The sequence below is a fragment of the Candidatus Jidaibacter acanthamoeba genome (genome assembly GCF_000815465.1).
Classification (GTDB): domain Bacteria; phylum Pseudomonadota; class Alphaproteobacteria; order Rickettsiales; family Midichloriaceae; genus Jidaibacter; species Jidaibacter acanthamoebae.
Genome location: NZ_JSWE01000069.1, coordinates 1 through 8,816 on the forward strand (window position 1 = coordinate 1; position 8,816 = coordinate 8,816).

Annotated in this window: 6 protein-coding genes; 4 read left to right on the plus strand and 2 right to left on the minus strand. The window is 31.8% G+C overall.

Translation table 11 applies throughout. From position 1 onward, the window contains the following. Window positions 1-298: 298 nt before the first annotated feature. On the minus strand, window positions 299-1,258 hold the full coding sequence (locus NF27_RS02420) for an ankyrin repeat domain-containing protein (RefSeq protein WP_039455432.1): 960 nt from the start codon (window positions 1,256-1,258) through the stop codon (window positions 299-301). Window positions 1,259-1,557: 299 nt separating this feature from the next. On the opposite strand from NF27_RS02420, the gene NF27_RS02425 reads away from it, so the two are divergent. The 4 genes from NF27_RS02425 (at window position 1,558) to NF27_RS02440 (ending at window position 8,387) form a co-directional block, all read left to right on the plus strand. Then, on the plus strand, window positions 1,558-2,511 hold the full coding sequence (locus NF27_RS02425) for a hypothetical protein (RefSeq protein WP_039455433.1): 954 nt from the start codon (window positions 1,558-1,560) through the stop codon (window positions 2,509-2,511). 271 nt (window positions 2,512-2,782) lie between these two features. Then, entirely contained in the window at window positions 2,783-3,229 is a 447-nt protein-coding gene (locus tag NF27_RS02430) for a hypothetical protein (protein ID WP_039455436.1), read from the plus strand. A gap of 21 nt (window positions 3,230-3,250) precedes the next feature. Next, window positions 3,251-3,751 carry a hypothetical protein gene (locus tag NF27_RS02435; RefSeq protein WP_039455438.1) on the plus strand — a complete coding sequence of 167 codons (501 nt, stop codon included), beginning with the start codon at window positions 3,251-3,253 and terminating at the stop codon, window positions 3,749-3,751. Next, window positions 3,681-8,387, plus strand: a complete 4,707-nt coding sequence (locus NF27_RS02440) for a LysM peptidoglycan-binding domain-containing protein (RefSeq protein WP_204367853.1) — start codon at window positions 3,681-3,683, stop codon at window positions 8,385-8,387. The genes NF27_RS02435 and NF27_RS02440 overlap by 71 nt, the downstream gene beginning before the upstream one ends. A 238-nt stretch (window positions 8,388-8,625) precedes the next feature. Here the strand turns inward: NF27_RS02440 and NF27_RS12305 are convergent. Next, on the minus strand, window positions 8,626-8,816 hold a 191-nt coding region (locus tag NF27_RS12305; protein WP_410518015.1), incomplete at its 5' end, for a hypothetical protein.

Genomic DNA, 8,816 nt, shown 5'->3' on the forward strand with positions numbered 1-8,816 from the left:
ACCTAACAATATTATGTGATTACCTCAATGCCAGGCGTCATGAAGTAAAAGCATATTTAAGGGGACAATTATCCCCAAGCCGCCGGGAAGAGCTTAATAAAGAAATTCATAAATTAGGTATAATTTTATAAGAAATACTAGGCTTGCAGCTCATTCGCAAATAATCCTGGAAAATAAAATTATAGAATCACTTATTTCTGGACAAAAAATTTATAAAATCATTTAATCCTGGCCAAACTGTTTTTCTAGTCGCAATTAATTCTGGACAACATTTGCTCTTGATTGCTGGAATTTGTATTTATAAAATCAAGCCGTTACAATTAGGATTGGCATCGTACTTTAAAAGTAAACTTACTAAATCTTCATAATTAAATTGTACAGCATCATCAAGATTATTAAAGGAGTTAGGTTCGGCTCCTTTTTCAAGAAAATATTTAGCTAAGTCTATATTTTTATATCTTACTGCTTTACTAAGTAAGATATTTATCATTCTTTTATCTATTTTTTCTGAAAATACATGTTCTACCAAAGCCTTCATCATTTCAGTGTTACCGTCAAAGCTTACAAGGTTGGTTATACTTTGTATATAATCCTCAAATATATATTGAAGTCTGACTTGTTTTACCTGTTCTACTTCTCCCTCGGATACTAATTCCAGCAGGTTAATTAATGCTTTAGAAATGGCGTAGCTACGGGATGCTTCTTTGAAAACTAATTGCCTGGAAAACCATGAATCCGGACTTCTTGATACTAATGATTTTAAAATATTAAAGGATGCTACTTCAGACTTACTTAGATCCAATCTTTTAATGTAATTTATTAAGGACAATAGTATTTTATCAGCTAATCTACTTATATCGGCTTTATAAGTCTCGATAATCTTGATATTTTTAATATCTATTTTATGAAACAACATCATGAATTGCCTTAATAGTTCTTTTTGTTTTATACTTAAAAAAGTAATTTTTGATAATTCGTGATTAACATTTGAAATATTTTCCGTTCTCCTTAGTCTCTCTAAGTGGAATACTGCTAGTTTTCTATTGTGGTAATTTATAAAGATCTTAAATGGGGTAACTAATTTATTTTTATAAACTGCCTGTAATACGTTTTTAATTTCATGTGTCTTACTGTTGGTTTTATCATGCAAATATATGATGTATTCTGAATCAATATCCACATTTTCTTCTAACCCTAAAGAGAATAATACCTTATCAGAATGTAAGCCTAGAACTTCTTGGAATGTTAGCTTCTTCATTTTATGCCAAAGTAGTGTTATTACTTTTAATACTAAATAAAAACTATTAATATTTTGTTAATGAGTGCCCATTAATAGACTTTTAAGAAAATGCTATTCTCAGTTTAATGCAAATGATATGAATAAGAAAAAAGGAACAGTGGTAATTTTGATTTTACTAGTAGTTTTAATCGAGGAAGTTATTCTTATAATAACTTAAGGCTTTATGCTTAAAATATTTTTATTTAATTTTATAGATTAAATAAGCATTTCTTTGACAAAATAAGTGTTTTTTTATTATAAAGGCATGGAAATCAGATATGAAAGAAATGGCTCAAATACGCTGGAAAGATGCAATAAAAAAAGTTACTAAGCACTTGAAAGTAGTGATAACTAGTATGCTTATAGTTATGTTATTGCAAACATTTGCAGTAGTAAAAGGCACTTTAGATGATATTTGGCGCGAACATCAAATCCCTTATAATATTAAATGGAGCTATTTGAGCTCAATGTATGTGGCAAACTTAAGGGTTAAGTTACAAGATAAGGGCTATGAAAAAGAAGGATTAGTATTAAGAAAGTTAAAAAATTTACATAAAAACTTGTATCAAAATATGTTGGAAGAAATACCAACTGATGATGGCTTAAGAATAGTGCTATGGTATTACTATGACTTATATCCACACATAGCTACTAATGCACCATATGACCCCACATTCTATATGAACGCCATGCTAAGAACTTTAAAACAAATAAGCGACTTAAAAAGTAGATCACAATATATACAGGGATTTAAAAGGTTTATAACTTGTGAAGGAATAATATCATTTTTTGTAAGTACTAAAAACAGCTCATTATTACAAAATTTGTATAAGGAATGGTTGCCTCAAGTAATCTATTATTCTGATAACTTAGCTAAAGAAGCTAATTCCTCGGAACGATTACTAAAACATAGAGATACAACAGCTGCCCCTTTCAGCCTAATGATAAATGGTTACTTAGCTAATTTAGAATGGGTTTTTATCCAATTCAATATTTTAGATCGGGATATTAATTGTACGGCACCTGAGATAAAGAAGCTCCAATATTATATGAATATTATACCTGAGTTACACCTAAAATATAAGCACATAAAACATATTGATAGCCGTAACAAGATACTTTTCCAAGATAGCTACAATACTTTTGAAAATGGATTTCCACATCTCAAAAGCTTTTTATCAAAAGCCTGTGGAATAAAAGTAAAATACAACTCCTTCCCAATTGAAGAATAGCAAAGAATATTGCATAATTGTTAATATTACTTATATCTAAATAAATTATAATTTATTTAGATGAAATATTAAAAATATCTTATTTATAGTAAAAAATATTTTGACTTAATATATAGTTTAAGTTACTTATCTCTAATAAGTATATAAGCAAATTAAGCGTTATTACTGCAAGTAAGCTAAATTATTTAGGCTTATAGCCCATATACGTTATAAAAATTGCAGATATAGGGAAAAGATTAGCAAGGCCTAAATATAGTAAGGTAGTACCAATATGCCAAATAATATTACATCTAATCCAGAACAAAAGGATCAACAAAAGAGCAAGCTTAGTAAGAAGAAAAAGTTTATTATACTTATTATCGTTATCCTATCGGTAATAATCCTTAATAGATTATTTGATAGAAGACCTTTTAGGTTTGAGGATTTTAGCTCCCAAGAAGAGGCTCAAAACTACTTTGATAAGCATTATCCATTTGGTAGCAGGGGTAATACATTAATAATTGATTTACAAGAAGCTGGGGCGCAATGCGCAATAATATCTAAATCTGACAATATAAATTTTAATACTAAGCAACCTTTTGACCGAATGGTTAGTTGCGACTACTTTACAGGGTGGTTTTCTAAAGATCCTTTAGTCAATAATGTAGTTGCAGTTTTTATAGATGAAAATAGCCAAATAAAAGAAATACATGCTGTTAGGCATTATGGGTGGAAATAAAATATTTTAGTTATTAATAATATGGCACAAGCAAGTATTGAAATACATACAAAGGATGTAAGCGGAGTTCCTTATATACCTTTTAAAGGAGATGCCCAACACTTATTTATTGTATATATAGATAGTACTGGCAAGAAAACAGCTTTAAGGGGTGGCCCAGAAACAAATAATCCTATAAACGCCTTTATAGGTGATATTAAAATTACAAACGATAATTATAATGAGAACCATGTTGATTGGTCTCCAAACGCTCCTAAAATTGAAATAGCCAGCGGGACTGATGCTGAGATGCAAGCATTAGTAGATAAGATGTGGGCTAAAGCTGAGGCTATAAACAGAGAAGGATTTGATTATAAATTACCGCTAATTGGGCATGTACAAAATAGTAATGCTGCAGTTAAGGAAATGATAAAAGCAGCTGGGCTAGAACCGAAGTTACCAAAGCATCATGATGGTAAAAAAATATGGGCACCAGGTGTGGATGGACATTTTACCCATACCTTCATGGATACATACAGATAAAGATGCTTTTAGCAATTTAAATACTGCCAAATATGAAAGAGTGGTGAGTCACGACTTTAAAACAGTATCTTATATTAACAAAGAAACTAGGCAGAAAGTTTACGAAGAAGAAACAGGAGCAAAACAATCAGGTGGTTATATCCAAGTAACTGGCCATAGTGAGGAGGAAGTAGCACAAAAATACAATATTCCATTAGATAGAATTCTTGAAAACCCTTTTAGTGGGGAAGATATAATGGGAAGGCCTACAGGCTCTAAAAGCTTTACAATTTTACCAGAGAGTAAAACCTTTAAATCAAACCAAAACACCTATGGTCCAATGCCACAGTCTAGCGCAGATGGAAGTAATTTCAAAACTACCAATGAGGCATATGGGCCACCACCTCCGGGTTTTGGAGCAACCAATACTAAAACTCACAATGTAAAAAAGGGGGATAGTGTATGGAAAGTGGCAAAAGATCATGGTATGACCGTGGATGAACTGCTCTTAACCCCGGGTAATGAACACCTAAAAGCCGGCAAAACTAGTAAAAACGGTAAGGAGCACATAAATATAAGAGCAGGGGATAAGATTCATATCCCCGGAGATAAAGCATATAAGCCTTACACCTGGAGCAAGAGCTCGGGGTACGGAGATAATATAAAAACCACCAGTGGTAATTTTGATTTTACTAGTAGTTTTAATCGAGGAAGCTATTCTTCTCCTTATAGCTTTGATAAAACGGTTTACAATCAGTTTAGTTACTGGAATAAGGACTTTCATAAGTATGGAGCAGATCACTTAAATCTTGCCAAGGCTATGAGAGATATTGAGCTTGATAGCATACTATTTGCAAGCAAATTTAAAGAAGATTTAAAACGAAGCAAAGAGTACGGCTTTTCTGAGCAAGCTACAAAAGATTTTGATTTAAATATACCTAAAGGATTTAAGCACTATGAAGCCCCTAACTTTGATAATGTTAATAAACGTGAATATCAGGGCAAAAGCTATACTAATTCGCATAGCAGCGGTGGAAGTTCTAACTATCATGGCAGTGCAAGCGGATATTATAGTGGTCCAAAAGATTATGGGTGGAAGGTTAGCTTCGGTGTTAGGTTCCCCCTTGTAATTGATTTAAAAGGAGATGGTCTTAGTCTTATTAGCCTCCAAAACTATACAGCATTTTATGATATTGATGACAAAGGATTTTTAAAAAACCTAGGTTGGCCAAGTAAAGATGATGCCTTACTTGCTATTGATATGAATCAGGACGGGGTAATCAATCTAGCTAAGGAGATATCATTCAAACTATGGCATGAAGAGGCTAAAACAGATCTTGAAGGATTTAAACTAGTTTTTGATACTAATAAAGATGGTAAAGTTGATGAGCAGGATAAAGATTATGAAAACCTGGTAGTGTGGCAAGACCATAACCAAAATGGTATATCCGAGCCCGGTGAACTGATGGCTATAAGAGAAGCAGGAATTAAAGCTATTTTACTTAATGAGAGCGTTACTGTAGATAAGCCTGAGGTCAGCGGCAATAAAGTTTTGGGTGCGGTGAAGATGGAGAGTAACGGCAAAATAAAAGGAGCTTTATATGATGTAGCATTAATGGCAAGTAATGCAGGAATTAGATATGAAGAAGATGCATCAGAAATAATTTTACATTATGACGACGGTAAATCTCTAAAAGTGTATAAGATAGAAAATGGGAGTGGAGAGACGGTTGATCTACAAAGCACAGATTATGAAGTAGCGTTAGGGAATACCGGCAATGATAATATTAAAGCTAGCAATAAAGATACCGTAATTGATGGCTATGAAGGAGATGATATCTTAATAGGAGGAGACGGTAATGATTGGTTAAAAGGGGGATTAGGTTCAGATACTTTAAAGGGAGGGAATGGACATGATATTTTACTGATTGATAGCGAAGATAAACAAGAGAATATTGATGGTGGTGAGGGATATGATATTGCACTTGTAGCAACTAAAAAAGCTGTAGTGCTTGATTTAGCTCTAAGTCATATTGAAGCTGTATATGGAAATAGAGGTAGTGATAAATTTTCAGCTAAGAATTCTACAATTGCTGTTTATATGGATGGCGGTAGAGGTAATGATGAGCTAGAAGGAAGTGATCATGCTGATATTATAGTTGGAGGTAAGGGCAAAGACAAAATATATGCCGGTAAGGGTAATGATACTATATTTATAGATAGTAAAGATGATTTAAATGAAATTGATGTAGGTGAAGGAGAAGATAGTGTTTTTATATATGGCTCAATAGGAATTACCTTAGATGCTAATAAAATAAATGCTGAAAATATATTTGGTAGTATGGGGGATGACACTATTACTAATTCAGGTAGCCAGAATGTTGTGCTGGTTGGGAATGCGGGTAATGATACCCTTAAAGGCGGTATAGGAGATGACGTTTTAGATGGCGGAGAAGGGAATGATTTTTTAGAAGGTGGTCTAGGTAGTGATAAATATGTTTTTTACCTAGAATCAGGGCACGATATTATAGTCAATCATAATACTGAGAAAGACCAAGATATAGTAATGATCAATAGCTCAATTAAGAAAAAAGATATGGTCTTTACTAGAGTAAATAATGACTTAAAGCTAACCTTACGTGGTAACTTAAATGACTCTTTAACTATGAAAGACTGGTATAGGGAAGTAGATAGCATAGCACAAGGTCAAGGTGTGACTAACTATAAAGTAGATGGTTTTATAATAGATGCAGATAATGATAAGCCAAAAACCATAGTATTTAAGGATACCGGAAATAGTAAATTTAAAATGGAGAATGACAAAGAATGGGTAATATTTGTCGTTGAAGGAGAAAACAAAATCGGTGGAGGTAATCAAAATGATTTTATTTATGGTGGTAGTGGCAAGGATGAAATTATTGGTTGGGAGGGGAATGATATGTTAGGAGGCGGAGGCGGCGATGGTGATTACCTACAAGGATGGAGCGGGAATGATGTATATTTATATAATAGAGGGGATGGTAAAGATATAATTTTTGATGAATACAAGTATACAAAGATAAGAAATGGGGTTGAGAAAGGAGAAGAAGAGGTAGAGGTATCAAGGTATAAAACTGTATGTAATTGGAAAGGATGTAAAAGGAAGTGGTCACATTACGAAAAAGTAAGTCGACCTTACGAAAGACCTTATAAAGAAACTGTTGTTGTAGAAGGTAACGGTGGAGAAGCTGATAAGATTCTATTTGGCAAAGGAATTAAGCCTGAAGATTTAGTACTTCTGAAAAAGGATGATAATTTAATAATTAGCTTAAAAGAAGAAGGTAAATTTTTAAGGGAAGTATCTGATACTATAACCATCATAAATGAGTTTAAGGTATTTAATAAGGTAGAGTTATTATATTTTAGTGATTACCAACTTAGTATTGATACTAGAACAATTAATCCACTAATGAAGACGATCAATTTTGAATATTATAATAAATCTATGAATAGTACTTCTTCTGATCATTCTCTCAATAATGCTATTAACTCACTTCAACAAAATTTTTTGAAACAAAGTTTTGCTAAACATCATTTTATAGTTTTTGATACCGTAGGTAATAAAGTTGCTGAAATATATGATAGTCCTTTGCAATTCCATATAGATTACTTAAATAAATTTGAAGAGTTATATTTCATGCATGAGGTAATTAGAAAGTGTTCTCCTCGCCAAAAAATGCTAACAAATTCAAATAAAAATTATTATTATGAATTTGATAAAAGTTTTAAGTTTTCGGAACATAAAGCGTCGGTATATTTACATGCAAAGACATGTCAGGAAAATTACTTTATAATAAGAAATGATCAATGCCAAGCTGTTGCTGAGATATATGGTAGCCCAACGAAATTTCATTTTCCTTATCTCGATAAGTTTGAAATTATAGGTATTGAACATGAGTGTGTTTCTAATAATAAAAACAAATATAAAATTATGTCTGTAAATTCAAAAGAGTTAGAGAATAGAATAAAATCATTGGTACAAGATTTCCAACAAGACATATTTGCTACTCATCATTTTACGGTGTTAAATGAAGCAGGAGCAGCGATTGCTGAAATATACGGTAGCCCACTTCAATTCAATATGGATTATCTAAAAACTCATGGTGAAATGCACTTCATCCATGAAGTTAATAACTGGTGTCAAATTCATGAGAAAAAATTAGTAAACTCAAATAAAAGCTATAAGTATGAATTTACTAAAGGATTTAAATTCTCGGAACATAAAGGATCAATTTATGCTAATGCTGCTGTATGTAAAGAAAATTACTTTTTAGTAAAAAATACGCAATGCAATCCAGTTGCTGAAATATATGGAAGTCCAGCACAATTTAATGCACCATATCTTGACCAGTTTGAGAACCTCCGTATTGAACATGAATGCACAGTAGATTTTAGTAAATTATGGTATAGTGCTGTACCTGCGACATCAAAAGAAGTAGAAAGTGTAATTAAAACATTTGATCAAGATTTTACCAAACAAAGCTCTACCAAGCATCACTTCATAGTATACAATGAAGTAGGAACACAAGTTGCTGAGGTATATGGAAGCCCACTTCAATTAGAAGTTGATTATTTAAAAAGTTTCGAGTCAATGTATTTTGTACATAAGGTGCTTTAGTAGTTCATTTTTAAGCTACCTATTTAATAATAGTTTTTTTGAAAATGTAAAAGTATACAAAACGATCGTTTTATACACTCAATAAACTCAACCAAGAAATTTTCAAAATATAATAAATTTAAAATATTTAAACTTATTTTTATATCAAAATATATAAATACTATATTTTATATAAGTTAAAAGGTAGCGTTGCAAAGAATGAAATTGAAGGAAGAAGTTATCTAGTTTTATGAGGTTTTTAGAATTCATAAGCAGGAGTTGGTAAGTTAAATTGTCTCTCAATAAAGTATTTAATATTTATAGCAGAGCTCTTATGCAAGTGATAAAGCTGCCCCTTGAATAACATATTGATTGTCTCAATACCTCGGATGGTATTATAAGCTGTTTTATAACTATGATAACCCATAGCATCTTTGGTTTTCCATTTTA

Bases quoted from the DNA above. Each gene is read 5' to 3' on its own strand.
- NF27_RS02420 (WP_039455432.1), bottom strand. From the start codon at position 1,258: ATGAAGAAGCTAACATTCCAAGAAGTTCTAGGCTTACATTCTGATAAG.
- NF27_RS02425 (WP_039455433.1), top strand. From the start codon at position 1,558: ATGAAAGAAATGGCTCAAATACGCTGGAAAGATGCAATAAAAAAAGTT.
- NF27_RS02430 (WP_039455436.1), top strand. From the start codon at position 2,783: ATGCCAAATAATATTACATCTAATCCAGAACAAAAGGATCAACAAAAG.
- NF27_RS02435 (WP_039455438.1), top strand. From the start codon at position 3,251: ATGGCACAAGCAAGTATTGAAATACATACAAAGGATGTAAGCGGAGTT.
- NF27_RS02440 (WP_204367853.1), top strand. From the start codon at position 3,681: ATGGTAAAAAAATATGGGCACCAGGTGTGGATGGACATTTTACCCATA.